Origin of the sequence: Methyloversatilis thermotolerans (genome assembly GCF_000372885.1) — a bacterium.
Lineage (GTDB): Bacteria > Pseudomonadota > Gammaproteobacteria > Burkholderiales > Rhodocyclaceae > Methyloversatilis > Methyloversatilis thermotolerans.
This window is the reverse complement of the sequence record NZ_KB889967.1, coordinates 2,895,293-2,913,986: the sequence shown is the minus strand read 5'-3', so window position 1 is coordinate 2,913,986 and position 18,694 is coordinate 2,895,293. Positions and strand designations below refer to the sequence as shown.

At 67.1% G+C, this 18,694-nt stretch carries 16 protein-coding genes and 2 riboswitches; of the genes, 2 read left to right on the top strand and 14 right to left on the bottom strand.

All coding sequences use genetic code 11. The annotated features are described in order from the left end of the window. Positions 1 to 36: 36 nt before the first annotated feature. A riboswitch (TPP riboswitch) is annotated at positions 37 to 142 on the bottom strand. Between the two features lie 110 nt (positions 143 to 252). Further along, on the top strand, positions 253 to 1,836 hold the full coding sequence (locus A3Q7_RS21295; protein ID WP_026224804.1) for a carbonic anhydrase: 1,584 nt from the start codon (positions 253 to 255) through the stop codon (positions 1,834 to 1,836). Positions 1,837 to 1,917: 81 nt separating this feature from the next. On the opposite strand, the gene ahcY is transcribed toward A3Q7_RS21295, so the two are convergent. Beyond that, a complete protein-coding gene (ahcY, locus tag A3Q7_RS0113100; RefSeq protein WP_018412345.1) occupies positions 1,918 to 3,327 on the bottom strand; it encodes an adenosylhomocysteinase in 1,410 nt (469 codons plus the stop codon). Between the two features lie 69 nt (positions 3,328 to 3,396). Beyond that, positions 3,397 to 3,493, bottom strand: a riboswitch (S-adenosyl-L-homocysteine riboswitch). Between the two features lie 108 nt (positions 3,494 to 3,601). On the opposite strand from ahcY, the gene A3Q7_RS0113095 reads away from it, so the two are divergent. Continuing rightward, the gene (locus tag A3Q7_RS0113095; protein ID WP_018412344.1) at positions 3,602 to 5,062 is read left to right on the top strand and encodes a C13 family peptidase; all 1,461 of its coding nucleotides are present in this window, start codon (positions 3,602 to 3,604) and stop codon (positions 5,060 to 5,062) included. A gap of 108 nt (positions 5,063 to 5,170) precedes the next feature. Here A3Q7_RS0113095 and A3Q7_RS0113090 read toward each other — a convergent pair whose 3' ends face one another. The 13 genes from A3Q7_RS0113090 to A3Q7_RS0113030 all read right to left on the bottom strand — a co-directional run bounded on the left by A3Q7_RS0113090 (position 5,171) and on the right by A3Q7_RS0113030 (position 18,551). After that, a complete protein-coding gene (locus A3Q7_RS0113090; protein WP_018412343.1) occupies positions 5,171 to 5,554 on the bottom strand; it encodes a hypothetical protein in 384 nt (127 codons plus the stop codon). A gap of 1 nt (position 5,555) precedes the next feature. Then, positions 5,556 to 7,655: a protein kinase domain-containing protein gene (locus A3Q7_RS20325; RefSeq protein WP_051079139.1), complete on the bottom strand. Its 2,100-nt coding sequence runs from the start codon at positions 7,653 to 7,655 to the stop codon at positions 5,556 to 5,558. 483 nt (positions 7,656 to 8,138) lie between these two features. After that, positions 8,139 to 9,011, bottom strand: coding sequence for a c-type heme family protein (locus A3Q7_RS0113080; RefSeq protein ID WP_018412342.1), 873 nt, complete (start codon positions 9,009 to 9,011; stop codon positions 8,139 to 8,141). 122 nt (positions 9,012 to 9,133) lie between these two features. Next, positions 9,134 to 9,517, bottom strand: a complete 384-nt coding sequence (locus tag A3Q7_RS0113075; RefSeq protein WP_051079138.1) for a YkvA family protein — start codon at positions 9,515 to 9,517, stop codon at positions 9,134 to 9,136. Between the two features lie 97 nt (positions 9,518 to 9,614). Further along, positions 9,615 to 12,485 (bottom strand): autotransporter-associated beta strand repeat-containing protein, encoded by a 2,871-nt coding sequence (locus A3Q7_RS0113070; RefSeq protein ID WP_018412340.1) that lies wholly within the window; start codon positions 12,483 to 12,485, stop codon positions 9,615 to 9,617. Between the two features lie 145 nt (positions 12,486 to 12,630). Next, the gene (gene rng / locus A3Q7_RS0113065; protein ID WP_018412339.1) at positions 12,631 to 14,085 is read right to left on the bottom strand and encodes a ribonuclease G; all 1,455 of its coding nucleotides are present in this window, start codon (positions 14,083 to 14,085) and stop codon (positions 12,631 to 12,633) included. A gap of 46 nt (positions 14,086 to 14,131) precedes the next feature. Beyond that, on the bottom strand, positions 14,132 to 14,758 hold the full coding sequence (locus A3Q7_RS0113060) for a Maf family protein (protein WP_018412338.1): 627 nt from the start codon (positions 14,756 to 14,758) through the stop codon (positions 14,132 to 14,134). Positions 14,759 to 14,861: 103 nt separating this feature from the next. Further along, positions 14,862 to 15,332 carry a 23S rRNA (pseudouridine(1915)-N(3))-methyltransferase RlmH gene (gene rlmH, locus A3Q7_RS0113055; protein WP_026224802.1) on the bottom strand — a complete coding sequence of 157 codons (471 nt, stop codon included), beginning with the start codon at positions 15,330 to 15,332 and terminating at the stop codon, positions 14,862 to 14,864. 64 nt (positions 15,333 to 15,396) lie between these two features. After that, a complete protein-coding gene (gene rsfS / locus A3Q7_RS0113050) occupies positions 15,397 to 15,771 on the bottom strand; it encodes a ribosome silencing factor (protein ID WP_018412336.1) in 375 nt (124 codons plus the stop codon). Between the two features lie 9 nt (positions 15,772 to 15,780). Further along, on the bottom strand, positions 15,781 to 16,440 hold the full coding sequence (gene nadD, locus A3Q7_RS0113045) for a nicotinate-nucleotide adenylyltransferase (RefSeq protein WP_018412335.1): 660 nt from the start codon (positions 16,438 to 16,440) through the stop codon (positions 15,781 to 15,783). Further along, positions 16,424 to 17,203, bottom strand: coding sequence for a BPSS1780 family membrane protein (locus A3Q7_RS19900; RefSeq protein ID WP_018412334.1), 780 nt, complete (start codon positions 17,201 to 17,203; stop codon positions 16,424 to 16,426). The genes nadD and A3Q7_RS19900 overlap by 17 nt, the downstream gene beginning before the upstream one ends. Next, on the bottom strand, positions 17,194 to 18,150 hold the full coding sequence (locus A3Q7_RS0113035; protein WP_018412333.1) for a homoserine kinase: 957 nt from the start codon (positions 18,148 to 18,150) through the stop codon (positions 17,194 to 17,196). The genes A3Q7_RS19900 and A3Q7_RS0113035 overlap by 10 nt, the downstream gene beginning before the upstream one ends. Positions 18,151 to 18,194: 44 nt before the next feature. After that, positions 18,195 to 18,551 carry a DUF2782 domain-containing protein gene (locus A3Q7_RS0113030; protein ID WP_018412332.1) on the bottom strand — a complete coding sequence of 119 codons (357 nt, stop codon included), beginning with the start codon at positions 18,549 to 18,551 and terminating at the stop codon, positions 18,195 to 18,197. Positions 18,552 to 18,694 lie beyond the last annotated feature (143 nt).

Here is an 18,694-nt window from a genome sequence, read left to right as displayed (position 1 = left end):
GGAAGCTCCTGGTGGCGGGGAAGCCGGCTCCCATGACAGAAGAGATGCCCGTTTCCCTACGCCGGCATGATCCGGATCAGGTGTTGAGGGTGTTTCTCAGCCGGCGGCATGAAGCGGCGTACCGGCACCCCTAACGTGTGCCGCGCAAAGGTAACCCGCCCGCCCGGCCCGCGCAAGCAGGCCGTTCAAGCCGGTCCGCCGGCCTGCCGTAAACCCTTCATCGCGTGCTGGACCCGCCCGACGAGACCGGATATGAGTACTTCCAGATTGTTCCGCCCCGCCCTGATCGCGCTCGCGGTCGGCGCCGCCAGTCCCGCCGTCATGGCGGCGGACTGGCACACCATTTCCACCGAACGCGGAAAGAAGATAGAGATAGACCGCGACAGCGTGCTGCGTGCCGAGGGCGGAAAGAAGGTGGCCTGGGGCCGCCTGGTGCTTGGCGATGCCGATGCGGAGAAAACCGGCTACGCCATGGTGCAGGCACTCAACCGCTACGACTGCCAGAGCCTGCGCTTTGCCACCATCAAGCGTGTCTATCTGGACGCGAACCAGCGCATCCTGCGCGAGGAGCGCACCGGCAGCGATGCCGAGATCGCGCTGCTGCCCGGCACCCTGGACGAAAAGCTGTTCCGCGAGGTGTGCCAGCCGCCTGCCGCGGAGGAGCTGAAGCAGGTGGCCGAGCAGGCGGGCCGCGCGGCGCGCACGGCAGCGGGTGAAGCGGACAAGGGCCGGGTCGAGCGGACCGATATGGTGAGCATCAAACCCGACCTTCGTGAAGCGGCGGCCGCCTCGCGCGAGGAAATGGCTGCCCGCACGGGCGACAAGCCGGCCGACAAGGCGGCTGGCAAGGCGGGTGCGGAAAAGTCGCCCGCCAAGGCTGCCGACAAGAGCGCCGACAAATCCGCCAAGCCCATGCTGGCCGCGGCGGAACAGAGCAAGCCAGCCGAAGCCGCGCAGGGCGCAAAGACCGCGCCCGCACCCGCATCCAGGCCGGATGCGCAGCCGGAAAAGGCCCGCCCCCCGGCGCGCAGCGACATTCCGCTGCCACCGCCCCCGCCGGCTCCGAAACCGCATGCGCGACCGGCGTCCCAGATCGCACTGGCGGCGCCGCGCAAGCCGCCGGTCCCGCCCCTGCCGGAACCGGCGCTGCACGCGCATGGCGACATCCACTGGAGCTACGAAGGCGAGTTTGGTCCGCAGAACTGGGGCAAGCTCAAGCCCGAATGGGCACAGTGCGGCGCCGGCCGCATGCAGTCGCCGATCGATATCCGGGAAGGCATACGGGTGGATCTGCCGCCGATACAGTTCGACTACAAGCCGACCTATTTCACGGTGATCGACAACGGCCATACTGTGCAGGTGAATGTGGGCGAGGGCAGTTCGATCACGCTGGTCGGCAAGCGCTACGAACTGGTGCAGTTCCACTTCCACAAGCCGTCGGAAGAGCGCGTGAATGGCAAGACCTATGACATGGTCGCCCATCTGGTGCACAAGGATCTGGATGGCAAGCTCGCGGTGGTGGCGGTTCTGCTGGACCGCGGCACTGAACATCCGCTGTTCAATACGCTGTGGGCCTACCTGCCGCTGCAGAAGAATGTCGAATCGCGCCCCGACGTGAGCATCGATCTGGCCAAGCTGCTGCCGGACACGCGCGACTACTACACCTTCATGGGTTCGCTCACCACGCCGCCGTGCAGCGAGGGCGTGACCTGGCTGGTGCTGAAGACGCCGCTGCAGCTTTCGCCGGACCAGATTTCCATCTTCGGCAGGCTCTACCGCAATAACGCGCGGCCGGTCCAGGCAGCGAATGACCGGCTGATCAAACAGTCGCGCTGATCGCAGCGGTCATGAAAAAGGCCATCCCGAGGGATGGCCTTTTTCATCGTAGGCGCGTCGGATGGCCGGCGCACACGCCGATCAGTAACGGTAGTGATCCGGCTTGTAAGGACCTTCCTTGTGCACGCCGATGTAGCGGGCCTGCGCATCGGTCAGTTCGGTGAGCTGTGCATTCAGCTTCTTGAGCTGCAGGCGCGCCACCTTTTCGTCCAGATGCTTGGGCAGCGTGTAGACGCCCACCGGATACTTGTCGGTTTCGGTGAACAGCTCGATCTGCGCGATGGTCTGGTTGGCGAAGCTCGACGACATCACATAGGACGGGTGACCGGTGCCGCAGCCCAGGTTCACCAGGCGACCCTTGGCCAGCAGGATGATGCGGCGGCCCGACGGGAAAATGACGTGGTCGACCTGCGGCTTGATCTCTTCCCACTGGTATTTCTCCAGCGAGGCGACATCGATCTCGTTGTCGAAGTGGCCGATGTTGCAGACGATGGCCTGGTCCTTCATCTTCGCCATGTGGTCGTGCGTGATCACATGGTAGTTGCCGGTGGCGGTCACGAAGATGTCTGCGTGTTCGCAGGCGTAATCCATGGTGACCACGCGGTAGCCTTCCATCGCTGCCTGCAGCGCGCAGATCGGATCGACTTCGGTCACCCACACCTGGGCCGACAGCGCGCGCAGCGCCTGCGCCGAACCCTTGCCCACGTCGCCGTACCCGGCCACCACCGCCACCTTGCCGGCCACCATCACATCGGTTGCGCGCTTGATGCCGTCGACCAGCGATTCGCGGCAGCCGTACAGGTTGTCGAACTTGGATTTGGTGACCGAATCATTGACGTTGATGCCGGGGAAGGCGAGGCGGCCTTCCTTGTGCATCTGGTACAGGCGGTGCACGCCGGTCGTGGTTTCCTCGGTCACGCCCTTGATGTGCTTGATGCGCTTTGAGTACCAGTTCGGGTCGCGCGCCAGCGTGGTCTTGATCGCGTTGAACAGGCACACCTCCTCCTCGCTCGCCGGGTGATGCAGCGCGGTCGGGTCGGTTTCGGCCTTGGTGCCCAGATGCAGCAGCAGCGTCGCGTCGCCGCCGTCGTCCAGGATCATGTTGCTGTAGCCACCATCCGGCCATTCGAAAATGCGGTGGGTGTAGTCCCAGTACTGTTCCAGCGTTTCGCCCTTCACCGCGAATACCGGTGTGCCGGCGGCGGCGATGGCGGCGGCGGCGTGGTCCTGGGTAGAAAAGATGTTGCACGAGGCCCAGCGCACTTCGGCGCCGAGCGCTTCCAGCGTCTGGATCAGCACCGCGGTCTGTATGGTCATGTGCAGGCTGCCGGTGATGCGCGCGCCGCGCAGCGGCTGCTGCGTGGCGTACTCCTCGCGGATGGCCATCAGGCCTGGCATTTCGGTTTCGGCGATCGCGATTTCCTTGCGTCCCCAGTCGGCCAGCGACAGGTCGGCAACGACGAAATCCTTCAGTTCGGCGGGTGCGTTCATTACGGGCTCCTTGTCAAACGGCAGGTGTGCTCACCTGCCAGCCACGGCCGGATGACGATCCGTGGCGGGTCCAGGCGAGCGCCGTTGCAAAATGCCCGCGACCGTTGCGGTCTGGCGGGGTCCGAGCCTGGGGGCCTTGCGGCACCTTGCAGCGCTCCTCGGAAGGTCGTGATTATACGGTCAGACATCAGGCGCTGATCGCAGCATCACGGCGACGAACAGACCCTGCTCGGGCATCATCCGTTCCCGCATCGTTCATTATCGGCATTGCCTCATGGAACTTGAATCGAGTGTCCGTCCCGATCTGCCTGCGCCCGGCGCGGCCCGCTCACTGCGCGCCAACCTGATCGCCGGGCTGCGCTTTCTTGCGCTGCGCGATGGCTGGACCCCGCTGCAGGCGGGCGTGGGCGCGTGGTTGCTGCTGCTCGCGCTGATGCAGGCAAGCGCGCTGGTGTTCGACATCCTGCGTGTTGACGGTCCGGGCCGGTTCGCCGCCGACGCATTGCCGCAGCGGCTGGCGCCGGTCATGTGGAGCATGCTGGCCGTATGGGTGGTCGTCCGCGTGCTGGGCCGGCCCGGAGCCTGGCTGGCCGGCGTCACCGGCGTGGCGGCGATCGGGCTGTGGATCAATCTCGTGTGGGGCGGGTTGAGTTTCGCTCCGGACGCGTTCTGGAGCGCGCTGTCCGATCTGCTGGGCGAGGCGGGCGACTGGCTGTGGTGGTTGCCCGCGCTGTGGGCGCTGTGCGCGGTCACGATCGCGCTGGCGCGCCTGTGTCGGGCTTCGCCCGGGCAACGGCTGTTCGTCTTTGCGGTGGTCGGTCTGGTCGATCTGCTGCCTTCGCTCACGCTGGGCGATCATGAGCCACTGTGGGTGGCTGTTGAGCGGGACGAAGGCGAAGACGCCGACGATCGCTGGGCGGCGGCGCGCAGCGAAGCGGTGATGTATCGGCAGCCGGTGCTGCTGGCAGAGGCGATCGCGCGCGTCGAACCGGGGCAGGCAGGCAAGCCGGAACTGTTCCTGCTGGCGGTGGCCGGCCACGCGGCACAGGACGTGTTCCTGCGCGAGGTGGACAAGGTGGAGCGGCTGTTCGCGGAGCGCTTCGGCACCGCCGGGCACAGCATCGTGCTGGCCAACAACCCGGCCACGGTGCTCGATCGCCCGCTGGCCACGGCGAGCGCGATCGAAGCCAGCCTCAATGCGCTGGGGGCACGCATGAACCGCGACGAGGACGTGCTGTTCGTGTTCCTGACTTCGCATGGCGCGGAGGACTACCGCTTCGATCTCAGCATGTGGCCGTGGGAACTGGAGCAGCTCACGCCCTACCGGCTGGCCGGCATGCTGGACGCGGCGGGCATCCGTCACCGCGTCATCCTGGTGTCGGCCTGCTATTCCGGCGGCTTCATCGGTCCGTTGTCCGGTCCGGACAGCCTGGTCATGACGGCGGCGCGGGCCGACCGCAGCTCGCACGGTTGTTCGCATGAGGCCGACTGGACCTTCTTCGGGCGCGCTTTCTTCGACGAAGCGCTGCGCGCCACCACGTCCTTCACCGAAGCGTTCGCGCGCGCCAGCGCGGCGGTCCGCGAGCGCGAGAAGGCGGAAGGGCTGACACCCTCCGAACCGCAGATCGCGGTGGGCGAGGCGATCAAGCCGCATCTGGATGGCCTCGATCACGTGCTGCGTCAGTCGCCGCCGGTGCATGCCGCCGGCGACTGCGGACGCAGTACGGCATGCTAGGGACTGTTCGCGATCGATGCCGGCGCAGTGCCGGAGGTCCATCCCGCAATGCCTCCGGCAAGCCGCCGCGACGCAGCCGACCGTGCGCGTTCCGCGCGCCGGTTTTCCTCAGGCACTTCCCGACAGGAACCACCAGCCGCCGCCGGCAGCGAACAGCAGCGCGACCACCACGATGGCGATGTTCCGCTGCAGCGGGAAGCGCTCCAGCTTGACCAGAGGCGTGCGATAGCAGATGTACAGGAAGCCGCCGCCGAACAGCGCGAGCACGGCCAGCAGAGTCCACCGGTTGCCGATGCGCGCGGCCGCCCGCAGCAGGGTGCCGCATACCAGGATGAGCCCGAAGTGCGCGAGCAGCGACAGCGGCGTGATGCCGGTGCATGAGCGCCCGCCACAGGCCGGACACACCGCCGGCGAGCGATGGCGGGCAGTGAGCTTGAGCAGGCGCGGGATGGTGTGCTGCCTGCAGTGCGGGCAGCGGTTCAGTGCCGCCACGTCAGCGGCCGGCCAGGAAGGCGGCGCGCTGGGCCGGATCGGGTATTTCGCGTGCAAGGTCCTCGAGCAGGGCCTGTTCAGTACTGACCCGCTTCAGTGCGCGCGTGATCAGGATGCGCGCGACCGGGCCGATGCAGCGCGCCAGCCTTTTTTCGATGTCGGCCAGCGTCGCTTCGTCGAGCGGCCGCGAGGTATAGCCGCGCGAGCCGCTCACCGGTACGCTCGGTGAACTTGCCGGCGCGCTGCGCGGCGTGCCGGACAATGCCGCGGAAGCACCGCTGCGACCTACTGCCGACAGGCTGGACGTGCCCGACAGATGACGCCGCGCCTCGATCAGGAAGCCGGCACGTTGGGCTTCGCCCGGAATGTGCACCGCGAGCTGTTCGATCAACTGTGCCGGGCCTGCGGCCTGCGTCGACAGGCGCGCGACCAGCACGCGCGACATGGGGCCGATATGGCGTGCCAGCAGCGCTTCCACTACCGGTGTGAAGCCGTCGTGCAGCGGCTGCGAAAGTCCTTCGTCCAGCCGGCGCGTGATGCCGCTGCGCGCGTCCAGCTCGAACACCTCCTGGCTGCGCGAGGCGATGTCGGCGCGCTGGCCGGTGGCGCGCAGGCCATCCGGCGCGCCGCTGCCCAGTGCCGACACCGTTTCGTAATAGGCGCGTGACACCAGAACCTGCCCCGGCTGGGCCAGCCGCGCCAGCGCGCGCGCGGTATCCACGCCGTCGCCGTGCAGGTCGAGCGCGCCGGTGCCGGCTCGCGTCACCCGCACCGGACCGAGGTTGATGCCCTGGCGCACGCCGCCTGCATCATCGAGATCGAGCTTGCGCAGCCGCTGCGCGACGACGCAAGCGTCCTCCGGCTCGCCCAGCAGGCACAGCACGGCACCATCCGGCGTGTCGTGGATGAGCCGGCTGTCGATATCCACCGAGCGCGCCGCGCGTGCCAGCGCCTCGTCCAGTTCCGACTTGCTGGCCAGCCGGCGCGCGGTGTCCAGTTCTTCGCACTGGTCTATCCGCGTGTACAGCACGCTGCACACGATGGTGCGGCGTTCTTCCGAGGCCCCGCTCGCATGCACGGCGGGTGCGGCCGGCGGGTTGCCGCTGGCCAGCGGCCCGCGCGCGGCCTGCGCCGGCGCCGGCATGAAGACGCGCCGGAAATCCGCCACGCTGCGCGGGCGGCGGGTCTCGTCCGGCTCCAGTCCCCAGTCGATCGCGCGCAGCAGCGAGGCGCCGAACACATTGGCGTCGGCCGCGCGCGCCGCCGGCTGCAGCGGATCGTTGTGCACCCGTGCCGCCGATTCCACCGGGCGTTGTCCGGTCACCAGCCAGTACATGACCGCGGCCAGCGAATAGATGTCGGTCCATGGCCCCTGGTTGCCATGCGAGTGGTACTGCTCGAAGGGCGCGAAGCCCGGCGTCACGATGGCGGTCAGCGTGTGCCCGCCATCGTGGTAGCGACGGGCGGCGCCGAAGTCCAGCAGTACCGGCATGCCGTCGTCGCGGATGCAGATATTCGCCGGCTTGATGTCGCGATGCAGGAAACCGCCGTCGTGAATCACCTGCAGTCCTTCCAGCAGCGGCTTCACGATGGCCACCAGCGTCGTGCGGTCGAGCGCCTCGCGCCGTTCGCGCATCCACTGGCTCAGCGTGCGACCCTGTACATAGTCCATCACCATGTAGGCGCTGCCATTCGCCTCGAAGAAGCGATTCACGCGCACGATGTTGGGGTGGCGGAAATTGGCCAGCGCGCGAGATTCGTCCAGGAAGCGGCGCAGGCCCTGCTCGAACATGTCCAGTGCCGGACCGGCGCGCGGCATCACGCGCTGGCCCTCGCCGCGCACCGCCAGATCGGTGGGCAGGAATTCCTTGATGGCGACCTTGCAGTCGAGCAGCGTGTCGTGCGCGAGATAGGTCAGGCCGAAGCCGCCGCCGCCGAGCAGCGACTCGATGCGGTATTCGTTCAGCGCCCAGCCCGAGGGCAGGGCGCCGGCCGAAGTGGTGGCCGTGGGCAGGAAACCGCTGCCCTTCAGCACATCGCGGACAACGCTGTCCTCGGTGATCGAGTCGTCGTCATCGTCTTCCGGCGGACCTTCGGTCATTTCAGTCACCCGCGGCGCACCGCGCCTTGCCTGCCAAACCGGTCGGCTGTGCAAAGCCGACCGTGGAACGAGCGCAGCCCCCGTGGTGGGGGTGAGGCCGGGGTTTCGCGGCGCATGCGCCGCGCCGGCTGAACGGGCCGGCTGTGCAAAGCCGGCTCTGTACGAACGAAGTGAGCGTGGGGGGTGTAGCGGGGGTTTCGGCGAGCACTGCTCGCCGCCCGCGCAACCGGTCGGCTTTACAAAGCCGACCGTGGGTAGCGCCGTCCGCCGGGCCGCCCCAAGGGTGTAGCGGGGGTTTCGGCGAGCATTGCTCGCCGCCCGCGTAACCGGTCGGCTGTGCAAAGCCGACCGTGGAACGAGCGCAGCCCCCGTGGTGGGGGTGAGGCCGGGGTTTCGCGGCGCATGCGCCGCGCCGGCTGAACGGGCCGGCTGTGCAAAGCCGGCCCTGTGCGAACGAAGTGAGCGTGGGGGCCATATTTCCCCTCAACCGTCGATCATGCGCATCGCCGTTTCCAGGCTGCGGCGCATGCGGTTGAATGAAGCGCCGAGTACCGACACCTCGTCACGCCCGTGATCCTTGAATTCGGGCACCGTGAAATCGCCGGTGCTGATGCGGTCAGCGGCAGCGGACAGACGCGCCACCGGACGGATGATGAGCCACTCGAGCATCACGTTCAGCGCCACCATCACGAACACGAACACGCCCACCAGCGATGCCATGAAGGTGGTGAAGGCGCGGTCGGCATTGGCCACCGGCACCGTCATCGGCACCGATACCACCTGTGCGCCGATGATTTCGTTGAGCTTCCAGCCGAAGCCATTCGCCTCGCCATACACCTTCACCATGGAGGCGGGCGCCACCGACGGCGTGGTGTGGCAGGCCAGACAGGCCGGATTGGTGATCTGGATCGGGCGCGCGATATACATGTGGCGACCGGTCGGCGTGTCGCGCTCTCCGGTCAATTCCTTGATCTCGCTGGCATTGCGGAAGCTGGTGACCAGATCCGCTTCCCAGTCGGAGGCGCGATCCCGCGGATTGGTCGGATTGAGCGTCGCCTCCTTGTAGGCGTACTCGGGATGATTCTTGCGCAGTTCGTTCAGCGTTTCGGTCGCCGCGTAGGCCGGCACGGTCTGCGGCAGGAACTGCTCCGCCAGCATGGGATCGAGGTGGGGCTTGATCTGGCTCACCGTGTAGGCGCGGATGGCCAGCGCCGTTTCCATCATGAGCCGCGCGTTGCGCTCCACCTCGGCGCGCGCATTGTCGTGCAGCAGACGGTGTGACAGCACGGCGCAGGCCGCCAGGCCGAGCGCGAACACGCCGATCAGCACCAGGTTGAATTTGAGTCTGAGTCCCATCTGAGGTCCCGGTCAAAAGAGTGCGGTGGCTTCTTCCGGGCCACGCGCTGCGGCCCGATTGTAAGTCATCGACCGGAGTGCAAGGAATTGTGACAGCCCCGCCGGGGGGCCGCAGTGACGATTCAGGCGGCGACCTCGCGCTGCATCCACCACCACACGAGGGCGGCGATCGACCCGGCCCACAGCAGCGCGATGAAACAGCCGGCCACCCAGTTCGCCGGCAGTTTGCCGGCGCGTGCGCGGGCGCGCGCCGCCTCCATCACGTCCGGCGGAATCATGCGCACCGCCAGCCAGATGCCCAGCGGCAGCAGCACCAGCTCGTCGAGCAGGCCGAGCACCGGGATGAAATCGGGAATGAGGTCGATCGGGCTGGCCGCGTAGGCCAGTACGAACAGCAGCAGGATCTTCGCGCGCCGTGGCGTGCGGGTGTCCTGCGCCGCGACGGCGAGCGCCATCACCTCGAGTTTCATCGCCTGGATACGCGCCTTGAGACCTGACCCCGCCATGATCGCCCACCTGGAGCTGTTGTGATTTTGCGCGATCAAACCACAAAACGCGGCGGGCGTCAGCCGCGCGGGCAGAGGAAGGTGCGCGGCACGCCGTTCATGCATGCACGCGGGTGACCCGCCGTCCGCCCCAGGCGACCACGGTCAGGCCCGCAAGCATCAGGGCGATCGACGAGGGCTCTGGCACCGGGGCAGCCAGCAATGCGATCGAACCTCCGGACGTTTCGATGCGGTAACCTGCCTGTGTCAGTTCGTCGGACAAGGAGAGTCGTCCGCCTTCCGCAAAAACGATGTCCCCGGCCCGTACCAGTTCCACGCGTGGTGCGCGACCGGCGACATCCAGTCCGCTCAACACGACTTCCACCGCCTGCGAAATGGTCAGCCTGCCGGCCGCCAGCAGCGGGCCGCGCCATGCGTGCGGCGCAAGATCGATGTTCAGACCGCCCTCCAGGTCGATGTCGCCGGAAACCTCGAGCGCATCGCCGGTCAGCCACAGGCTGCCGCCTTCGCTGACCGATATATCGCCGCCAAGCACACCGGATGCGACCAGTCGCGCGCCGGCCAGTACTTCGAAGCTGCCCTTGAGCGCACCGGCGAGAACCAGTTCGCCGCCTGCGACGACGGTGTGTCCGGCGTAGTCGTAATCGCCCAGCAGGGTCAGTCGGCCGTCGCCGGTCTTGGTCAGCCCGCCCGGCCCGTCGATGCGGCCGCTCAAGATGATGTCGAAACCATTGCTGTCCAGCGTGCCGCCATCGGCGCCGAGGGCGATGTGCCGCCGCAGTTCCAGATCGGCCAGCGCCTGCAGCGTGCCGCCGGCGATCAGCAGGCCGGCGCCCGCGGCGCCGAGCCGGGCGTCGCTGTCGACGCGCAGCGTGTTGCTGATCGCGGTGCCGCCGGTGTGTTCGTAGCGGCCGGCCAGTGTCAGCGCGCCACTGCCGTAGCTGTAGAGCACGCCGGCGCCACGGATCACACCGTCGTGCCTGTCGTCCTGGTCGATGAAGAAGGCCACGCCCGCATCCTTCGCCACTTCGATGTCGCGGCCCAGCGTACTGCTGCGCCCGGCCAGCACGCCCTGCAGAATCTGGACCCTGGCCTGGCTGTTGGCACCACGCAGCCACAGCAGACCGCTGCCGTCCTTGATGAAGCGACCGCCACCCGACAGTTCACCCGACCACGCCGCGGCGCTGCTGGATGGTGTCATCCGCAACACGCCTTCGTTATGGACGCGCTGACTGGCCATGCTGGAGTCGACCACCAGTTCACCAGCCAGGATGCGCGTGGAGCCTGTCCACGCTGCATCGCCGACGTGCAGGGTACCTGCACCGTCCTTCTCGAAGGCGCCGCTGCCTTCGATGCGGCCGGCGAACCCGTCGCTTCCCGCATGCGCCACACGCAGCGTGTTGGCGCCCAGCTTCACCACGGCTCCGCCATCACCGTTCGACAGCCCGGCAAGTACGCGCGGGCCCGCCGCGCCCTCGAGGTCGAACACGGTGTCACGTGCGAGCACGATGCGGCTGTTCGCGCCGCTATCGCCCTGGCCGAGAAGCGTCAGCGAGCCGCTTCGGACATCCACCGTGCCGACCAGATCGCCCGCCTGCGTCAGTGCCAGATCGCCACTGCCAGTCTTTGTCAGCACACCGTTGCCGGACAGGGCCTGGCCCAATACGAACCGATGCTCCCCCTGGTCGAGCACGCTGCTGCCCGTGCTGTGCAGCACGCGGTCGAGCTCGAAAGCAGAGGAAAGCGTCAGTTGACCGTCATCCAGACGCAAGGCCTTGCCCGTTGCGCCCAGGCTGGCATCGCTGCCGGCGACCAGCGTGCCGCGCACCAGTGTTCCACCTGCCTGCGTATTGTGTCCGGTCAGTTCGATGCGCGCACCGCCGTCCACTTCGAGCGCACCGGCGCCGGACAGGCGGCCGGCGAAACTGTCGCCGGCCTGGGCCTCGGCCAGGATGCGCAGTGCGCCGCTGCCCAGCACTACGTCGCCGCCGCCTGACAGTGTCGCCACAGCGGTCACGTCCGCCCGCGCGGCCAGATCGAATGTGGCACCGCCCTCGACCAGGATACTTGCACGCTCGCCGGGCGTGGCTTCGGCGGACAGCGTCAGCCGGCCCTCGGCAACATGCAGTTGGCCAGTCAGTGCCTGGGCACGGCTCAGCAGCAGATCGCCCTGGCCCGCCTTGACCATGGTGCCACTGCCCGATACCCCATGATCGAAGCGGTCGGCTGATATCTGTTCGAAGCGCAGGGTTGCGCCGGATGCAAGGGACACGTCGGTGCGCAGGCTCGCGGCCGATGCCGCGAGCACGCCCCCATTCACCACCGGTGCGGCCAGCCACACATTGTCGCCATGGGTCAGGCTGAGCGTGCCTGCGCCCTGTTTGTAGAGTGTCTGGTAGGCGGTGACCTTGCCGTGAATGGCGAAATCGTTCCCCTGCGTGTCTATCCACACCGGCCCGGCTGGACGGGGCTGGGGCGGTGGCGGTGGCGGAGGCGGTGCAACCGGAAGCTCGCCCGCAGCCGGTTCAAGTATGAAAACGACCGGGTCCGCGTACTCGACAGAGTCGCTGGGGCGCGTTGTATACCCGATCACCACATCGCGGAAGGTGGCGAAACTGGCGCCGATATGAAGGACTTCAGATCCGAGGTAGAGGGTGCTGCCCGGTTCGCCGAAATCGGCGTCGCTGTAGACGGTCCGTCGAGCGATGTTCGTGAAGATGGGGAAATAGGCGTCCGCGGGTGTGCTGTCGTGGATGATGACGCCAGTACCGGGGCCGATGCCGTCATGGGTTGCACCGCCGTGGATGGGGCCGATGAGATAGATCTCGTCGTGCAGCCTTTGCCAGCCCTCGTACGCGGCAACAAGGGACGCCGCATCGACCGGGCCGTCGTACAGCCCGGCTGTTGCAGGCAAGGGCGTAACCAGAGCCAGCGTCAGCAGGAACGGAGGGAATCTTGTCGAATTCATGACGGTACGCTACCCGGACGGAATCGCATTCAGCCTACCGCGGACGCCCGACTGCGAGGTGAATATTCGATGACGCTGCGTCCAGCGTTCTTGTGCCGCCGGCAGCCCTGTCCCGGCAGGGCTCAAGCCGGCGGACCGATGACCGTCAGAGCAGCACGATGTCGAACTGTTCCTGCGAATAGCTGGCTTCGGCGTGCAGCGAGATCGGCTTGCCGATGAAGTCCGACAGCATGGCGAGTGACTGCGATTCTTCCTCGAGGAAGAGGTCGATCACCTTGGGATGCGCCAGGATGCGGAATTCGCGCGCGCTGAACTGGCGGGCTTCGCGCAGCAGCTCGCGCAGGATGTCGAAGCTCATGGTCTGCGCGGTCTTCACTTCGCCGCGGCCGCCGCAGGTGGGGCAGGTTTCGCACAGCACGTGGGCGAGCGATTCGCGCGTGCGCTTGCGCGTCATTTCGACCAGACCGAGCGAGGTGAAGCCGCTGACCGAAATCTTGGTGTGGTCCTTGGACAGCGCCTTGTTCAGTTCGGCCAGCACCTGGGCGCGGTGCTCCTCGCTTTCCATGTCGATGAAGTCGATCAGGATGATGCCGCCGAGATTGCGCAGCCGCAGGTGACGCGCGATCTGGTGCGCGGCCTCGAGATTGGTCTTGAATATGGTTTCGTCGAAATTGCGCGAGCCGACGAAGCCGCCGGTATTCACGTCTATCGTCGTCATCGCCTCGGTCTGGTCGAAGATGAGATAGCCGCCCGACTTCAGGTCGACGCGCCGCGCCAGCGCCTTCTCGATTTCCTCGTCCACGCTGTGCAGTTCGAACAGCGGGCGTTCGCCGGTGTAGTGTTCGAGCAGCCGGGTGAGCTGCGGCATGTACTCCTCGGCGAAGGCGCGCAGCTTCACGTAGTTCTCGCGTGAATCGATCTGTATGCTCTGCGTGTCGGCGCAGGCCAGATCGCGCAGCACGCGCTGCGCCAGCGTGAGGTCCTCGAATACCAGCGACGGCGGCCGGGCAGACTGAGCGCGATTGCGGATGTCCTGCCAGGTCTTGCGCAGGTAGGCGATGTCGGCCGCCAGCTCTTCGTCGGTGGCGCATTCCGCCATGGTGCGCACGATGTAGCCACCCGGATCTTCCTGCGGCAGCAGCGCGTGGATGCGCGCGCGCAAGGCCTCGCGTTCCTCGGTCGATTCGATGCGCTGCGAAATGCCGATGTGGCGGTCCTGCGGCAGATGCACCAGCAGCCGGCCGGCGATGCTGATCTGGGTCGACATGCGCGCGCCCTTGGTGCCTATCGGGTCCTTCAGGGCCTGTACCAGCACGTTCTGTCCCTCGTTCAGGATGCGCTCGATCGGTTTCGGCGGCTCGCCGTTCTGGCGTGCCTCCCAGATGTCGGCGACGTGCAGGAAGGCGGTGCGTTCGAGGCCGACATCGATGAACGCCGACTGCATGCCGGGCAGCACACGTACGACACGGCCGAGATAGATGTTGCCGACGATGCCGCGCGCGCTGCTGCGCTCGATGTGCAATTCCTGCACCGCGCCCTGCTGCAGCAGGGCGACGCGGGTTTCGGCTGGCGTGAAATTGATGAGGAACTGGTCGTTCATGGCGCGGACCGGATGTGCGGGTTCTGGGCGTAAGCGATGGGTCGGATCAGATATCCATGCCGAAACGGCGAAGAAGCTGCCAGGTTTCGTTCAGCGGCAGACCGACAATGCCTGTGTACGAGCCTTCTATATGTTCCACGAAGGCGCCGGCCCGACCTTGTATGCCATAGGCACCGGCTTTGTCCATCGGTTCGCCGCTGAACACATAGCGCTCGATGTCGCGGCTGTCCAGCCGGGCGAAGCGCACCGTGGTGGCCGACAGCACGTGTTCCAGCCGCTGGCCGTCGCTCAGCGCAACCGCGGTCAGCACGCGATGGGTGCGACCGGACAGCCGGCCGAGCATTGCCGCTGCGTCGCCCGCGTCGCGCGGCTTGCCGAGTATGTCGCCATCGAGCTCCACCGTGGTGTCGGCCGCCAGCACCAGTCCGGGTGACATGCGTCGCCACGACAGCCGGGTTTCACCGCCCAGCGCCTTGGCGCGGGCGACCCGTACGACATAGCTGTCAGCGTCCTCGCCGTCGCGCACATCCTCGCTGACATCCTCGTCCTCACGCGGCAGTCCGCGGAAGGGCAACATCAGGTAGTTCACGCCGATCTGTGTCAGCAGATCGCGTCGGCGCGGGCTGCGCGACGCGAGATAAAGGACGGGCGGGACGGTGTTCAGCAGGCTCATGGTCGTGATTTCAACACGAAGCAGCACGCCGTGAGGGTCGACGCCGCCCGAGCGCGGGTCCGGTTCGTCGCGGTCCGGGCGGGCGCAGCGGGACGTGGCGGCTTCATTCGCGGTGATAGGGATGGTTGGATTCGACAGTGAACGCACGATACAACGCTTCGGCCAGCAGCAGGCGTGCAAGCGCATGCGGCAGCGTCAGGCTGGACAGCCGGATCAGTTCATGCGCGCGCGATTTGAGCGTCGGTGACAGTCCGTCCGGCCCACCGATCAGCAGAACGACGTCGTCCCCTTCGGCGCGCCAGCGTCGCAGGCGAGCGGCCAGTGCCACCGTCGAGAGGTCGTCGCCGCGTTCGTCCAGCGCGACGATGCGGGCGCGCGCCGGGATGGCTGCTTCGATGCGCTGGCGTTCGGCGTCCAGCAGCGCATCGACCGGCTTGCCCTGGGTGCGCGGTTCGGCCTTCACCTCGACGATCTGCAACGGCAGGTCGCGCGGCATCCGGCGCACGAATTCGTCGACACCGGCATCGACCCAGTCCGGCATGCGGTGCCCGACGCAGACAACCTTCATCTTCATGTCCGTCGTATCCGCCGGGTGGGTGGGACGGCGGTGTGGCGGCCGTGTCGCGACACGCCTGCGTTCAGCGCAGCGAGCCGCGCGCGCGCGCCGCGGCGGCCTTGTCGCCCGGCCTGGCCTGGCCGGACCACAGTTCCTCGAGGTTGTAGTAGGCGCGCACCGCCGGCTGCATCACGTGCACCACGATGTCGCCCAGATCGACCAGCACCCATTCTCCGGTGTCCTCGCCCTCGACGCTGATCACTGCGCCGCCGGCTTCTTTCACCTTCTCCTGGACGTTGCGCGCGAGTGCGCGGGTCTGACGGTTGGAGTCGCCGCTGGCGATGACCAGACGATCGAACAGCGAGTTGAACTTCGAGGTGTCTATCACCTCGATGTCCTTGGCCTTGATGTCTTCCAGCGCGTCGATCACGAGCGCCTGCAGTGCGTTGATGTCCATGTGCAACTTTCAGTAGAGCCGTTGTTGGCGTATGTATTCGAGGACGGCGTCGGGCAGCAGATAGCGCACGCTGGCGCCATGCGCCAACCGCGCCCGGATGTCGGTCGCGGAAACCGCCAGCGGCGTCATGTCGAAGCGTACGATGCGGCCGGCCGGCGCATCGCGCAAGTCCTGCTTGTTGTCGCTGGCGCGGGCGGCCAGTTCGGCGGTCAGTGCCGGGTCAAGCGTCAGCGCATCCACCGATTGACCGGCGCGGGAGGCAAGCCCGATGTGTGCCAGCCCGAACAGCTCACGCCAGCGATGCCAGGTGTGCAGCGCCGAAAAGGCATCCGTTCCGAGTATCAGCACCAGCGGACGCAGGTCGCCTTCGGCCGTACGCAGGGCGGCAAGCGTATCCACCGTGTAGCTGGGCCGGCCCGCGGCGACCTCGCTGCCGTCGGCTTCGAAAGCGTCATTGCCGGCGATGGCCGCCCGCACCATGCCGAGCCGATGCTGCGGCGACGTGCGCGGCGGCGCACGGTGCCAGGGCTGGCCGGCCGGTATCCAGCGCACGCGGGCAAGGCCCAGCGCTTCGCGCGCCTCTTCGGCCAGCCTGAGGTGGCCGATGTGCACCGGGTCGAAGGTGCCGCCGAAAACACCGAGCGGGCCTGGCTCAGGCGGGTGCGCCATCGCCGTCGGTGGCGTTCTCGCCACGCTGGAACACCGTCCTGAAACTGAGATAGGTGGCCGCCGCCACGGTTGGTACGCAGACGAAGAACACCATCATGAACATGGCCGACATCGCCACTTCGGCCGGCAGGCCGATGGCACCGAGCGTCAGGGTCAGCGCGGTGGTGATCAGCATCATGAGGGCCAGACCCGCCGCCGCGAATACGGCGAAGGGCAGCAGGTTGCGCAGCACGCCGATCAGGCCGAAGAAGATAGCCTTGCCAAGGCCCAGGTCGAACACGGCGATCAGATAGGGCGGAAACCACATGAGCAGCACCCACGGCAGCACCAGCGGCAAAAGTTTCAACTGGGACGAGGACCAGGTCGCCACATCCTCCGGGGGTGCCGCCTCGCCCGGCAGCCCCATCGTCATGTGTACGATGAGGGTGACAAGCTGGGTGATGGCGAGCTGGGTCAGCCCCAGGTAGACGAGCGTGCGGCCATTGCGACGTATGCCGGCCGCCAGTTCGTCGCCATTGAGCTTGAGCCTGAAGTCGACGATGCGTACCGCGTTGAACACCACGACCGAGAACGAGGGCAGCACCAGTGCGCCCACCAGCGGACCGATCACGCCGCTGTACGACAGCGCCAGAGCCACCACCACATAGCTGAGCGCCATGGCGGTGATCAGCGGCGGGTTGCGCCGGAACAGCGCGAAACCTTCGCGTATCCATTGCCAGCCTGCCGAGGCCGGCAGCGTCTTCGCCTGCAGTCCTATGGCCATGGCAGGGCATCACCGGCGCGGATGCGCGCGCGCAGCACGTCGCGAAAACGGCTGGGGTCGTGCTTGTGCACCATTTCCCCTTCCCGCGGCAGGTGGTAGTCGTACAGCCGGGACATCCAGAAGCGCAGCGCTGCGCCCCGCAGCATCAGCGGCCACGCGCGGCGTTCCGCGTCGCTCAGCGCCCGCTCCGCGCAGTAGGCCCGCAACATGGCTTCCGCACGCTCGGCCACCAGTTCGCCATCGCCATCGGAACACCAGTCGTTCAGCGTGACCGCGAGGTCGAACAGCAGGAAATCGTCACCGGCGAAATAGAAGTCGATGATGCCGCCCACGCGTTCGCCATCCATCAGGCAGTTGTCGCGGAACAGATCGGCATGTACCACGCCCGCCGGCAGCTCGCGGCACAGACCCTGTTCGCGGGCGCTGCGCTGGAAGGCGATTTCGTCCTGCAACAGCGCGCGTTCGTCGGCCGGCAGGAAGTCGAGCAGCACCGGCGCGGTCGCGCACCACCAGTCGAAGCCGCGTGGATTCGGGAAGCGGCGGCCATAGCTCTGGCCAGCCACATGCATGGCGGCCATCATGCCGCCGATGGCCGCGCAGTGTGCCGGGCCGGGTTCCATCTGCGAACGCCCGGACAGCCGGGTGGCCAGCATGGCCGGCTTGCCGTGCAGCATGCCCAGGTATTCGTTGTCGCGGTCGGCGATCGGCGCCGGGCAGGGAATGCCGTGGCGCGCCAGGTGGGCCATCAGATGCACGTAGAACGGCAGTTCGGCGCGCGTGAGCTTCTCGAACACGGTCAGCACGTAGCGCCCGTGCGAAGTGTCGACGAAGTAATTGGTGTTTTCGATGCCGGCCGGAATTCCTTCCAGCGACACCAGATGGCCGATGGAGTAATTCTTCAGCCAGTCGCGCAGTTCGTCTGCGGTGACGGTGGTGAAGACGGACACGAGTCAGAACGGATGGTTGGGCGGGCGCTCGGTGCGCCCGCGGGTCAGTCGAATGAGAAGATCACCCACTTCGGCACGCGCAGGCCGGAATCGAGGTCGTCGTAGCGCGTCATCGCGCCGGAACCGGTCTCGTCCATCAGGTAGTACGGCACGCCATGCCTGGGCGTCACCTTGATCATGTAGAGCTTGCCGTTCACGCGATGCTCCTCGACGGTTTCACCGTCGCGCTGCTTGATCGTGATCTGCGGCTCGACCGCGACGCCGCCATCCAGCGGCTCGGGCGGCGGCGGCGGTTCCGGAATGGGCTGCAGGTCGGCCGGCCGGTTGGCCTGCGCGAACACGGGCGGCACGGTGGCCGCGAGAGCGGCGGCGATCAGGGCGGCGGAAAGAAGCGGTCGCATCGAAAATCCTTTGTGATTCCGGCAGTTTAACAGAGGCGGGAAGAGGAACTGGTGCAGAGGGAGGGGCTGGGAGCCCGTGGCCAGGGGTCAGTGAAAATCTCGCACGGCGCCGGCCGCGCCTGTTCGCTCGCCCCTCATCCCTG

Bases quoted from the DNA above. Each gene is read 5' to 3' on its own strand.
- A3Q7_RS21295 (WP_026224804.1), top strand. From the start codon at position 253: ATGAGTACTTCCAGATTGTTCCGCCCCGCCCTGATCGCGCTCGCGGTC.
- ahcY (WP_018412345.1), bottom strand. From the start codon at position 3,327: ATGAACGCACCCGCCGAACTGAAGGATTTCGTCGTTGCCGACCTGTCG.
- A3Q7_RS0113095 (WP_018412344.1), top strand. From the start codon at position 3,602: ATGGAACTTGAATCGAGTGTCCGTCCCGATCTGCCTGCGCCCGGCGCG.
- A3Q7_RS20325 (WP_051079139.1), bottom strand. From the start codon at position 7,655: ATGACCGAAGGTCCGCCGGAAGACGATGACGACGACTCGATCACCGAG.
- A3Q7_RS0113080 (WP_018412342.1), bottom strand. From the start codon at position 9,011: ATGGGACTCAGACTCAAATTCAACCTGGTGCTGATCGGCGTGTTCGCG.
- A3Q7_RS0113075 (WP_051079138.1), bottom strand. From the start codon at position 9,517: ATGGCGGGGTCAGGTCTCAAGGCGCGTATCCAGGCGATGAAACTCGAG.
- A3Q7_RS0113070 (WP_018412340.1), bottom strand. From the start codon at position 12,485: ATGAATTCGACAAGATTCCCTCCGTTCCTGCTGACGCTGGCTCTGGTT.
- rng (WP_018412339.1), bottom strand. From the start codon at position 14,085: ATGAACGACCAGTTCCTCATCAATTTCACGCCAGCCGAAACCCGCGTC.
- A3Q7_RS0113060 (WP_018412338.1), bottom strand. From the start codon at position 14,758: ATGAGCCTGCTGAACACCGTCCCGCCCGTCCTTTATCTCGCGTCGCGC.
- rlmH (WP_026224802.1), bottom strand. From the start codon at position 15,332: ATGAAGATGAAGGTTGTCTGCGTCGGGCACCGCATGCCGGACTGGGTC.
- rsfS (WP_018412336.1), bottom strand. From the start codon at position 15,771: ATGGACATCAACGCACTGCAGGCGCTCGTGATCGACGCGCTGGAAGAC.
- nadD (WP_018412335.1), bottom strand. From the start codon at position 16,440: ATGGCGCACCCGCCTGAGCCAGGCCCGCTCGGTGTTTTCGGCGGCACC.
- A3Q7_RS19900 (WP_018412334.1), bottom strand. From the start codon at position 17,203: ATGGCCATAGGACTGCAGGCGAAGACGCTGCCGGCCTCGGCAGGCTGG.
- A3Q7_RS0113030 (WP_018412332.1), bottom strand. From the start codon at position 18,551: ATGCGACCGCTTCTTTCCGCCGCCCTGATCGCCGCCGCTCTCGCGGCC.